Genomic DNA, 1,268 nt, shown 5'->3' on the forward strand with positions numbered 1-1,268 from the left:
AACTGGAACTGGTCGACGGCAGCATTTTCGAAAACATAACCTACGGCCAGGATGCCGCGACTGCCGGCGATGCCGAGGCCGCCGCAAGACTGGCCGAAGCGCATGAATTCATCGAAAGGCTGCCTCAGGGCTACGAGACCCTGGTTGGCTACAGGGCCATCAATCTGTCGGCGGGACAGAGGCAGCGCATCGCCTTGGCGAGAGCCCTGGTGCGCGATCCCGATCTCCTCATCCTGGACGAGGCCACCAATGCCGTGGACGGGCTGTCGGAAGCGGCCATCGTCGAGACCCTGAAGTCGAGAGCCGGCCGCCGCACGACCATCGTCATCAGCCATCACCACAGCACCATCTCGTTCTGCGACGACGTGGTCATCCTGAGCGGCGGCCGCGTGAAAAAGCAGGCCCCTTTCGGCGCCCTGGCCTCGCTCAGCATGGACGAGCTTTACCAGCACGAACCGCTCGACTGAGAAGGCGCCGGGCCGGCCCGCGATCTTATCCTGGGCGTGTCTGCAGCCTCCGGCCGGCGGGTCGTCGCAAGGGTTCGAATCACAAGCCAGGGGAATTGCCGCTGGCACCTTCCGTGATCGCACCAATGCCGTGCGGGACCGCGGCGCGCTACCTTGTCTGTGCGGCGGACCTGTCGATCCGCCTGGCCGGTGCCCCATTGGACTTACTCTCCGGGTGAGGTGCCGGCCTCCCATGCACAAAAGAAGGATCTGAAGCGGGTCGCCTGAATCCTTCAGGCGCGACACGCTTCAGGTGGCGGCGCCGACATTCCTGCGCATGCGCCGCCTGCCCGTCGTCCGTGCTTTCTTCGCCATCGCCCCGGCCATCTCGACCACGCCGTCCTCGCGCGGCCTGCCATTGGTGGCCTTGTGGAGCCGCTCATAGGGCAGCAGTTCCTTGATCCGGGCATTGAGCGAGGCGATTTCGGCCTTGAGGTCCTCGCACTCCTGCCTCTGCACGTCGAACTGTATCTGTTCGGACGCCTGTTGCAGCGTCAGCTGAGAAAGGTTGGCGTTCACCTTGGAAAGACTCATCTTGTCGCTTTCGCTCTCCTGGCTCAGCGCGGACAATCTTTCATCGGCGATCTTCTTTTCGGCCAGAGCATCGTTCAGTTCGCTCTTGAGCCTGGCGATCTCGCCCGCGGCTTCGCCGTTTTCGCTCGACACCTGCTCAAGCCGCGATTGCAGGTTCTGGATCTCCGAGCTCAACCCGCGCATTTCCGCCTGGCTGCGAGCCAGCTCGGCTTCCTTGTCGCCTTCCAT

1 protein-coding gene and 1 pseudogene are annotated in these 1,268 nt (G+C 63.6%); one reads left to right on the forward strand and one right to left on the reverse strand.

Features of this window, described 5'->3' with window-relative positions; all coding sequences use genetic code 11:
* On the forward strand, positions 1–467 hold a 467-nt coding region (locus EN994_RS32010; protein WP_127308179.1), incomplete at its 5' end, for an ATP-binding cassette domain-containing protein.
* Positions 468–755: 288 nt separating this feature from the next.
* Here the strand turns inward: EN994_RS32010 and EN994_RS32015 are convergent.
* A pseudogene (locus EN994_RS32015) lies at positions 756–1,268 on the reverse strand (hypothetical protein); the annotation flags it as partial.

The organism is Mesorhizobium sp. M7A.F.Ca.CA.002.09.1.1 (genome assembly GCF_003998555.1).
GTDB lineage: Bacteria > Pseudomonadota > Alphaproteobacteria > Rhizobiales > Rhizobiaceae > Mesorhizobium > Mesorhizobium ciceri.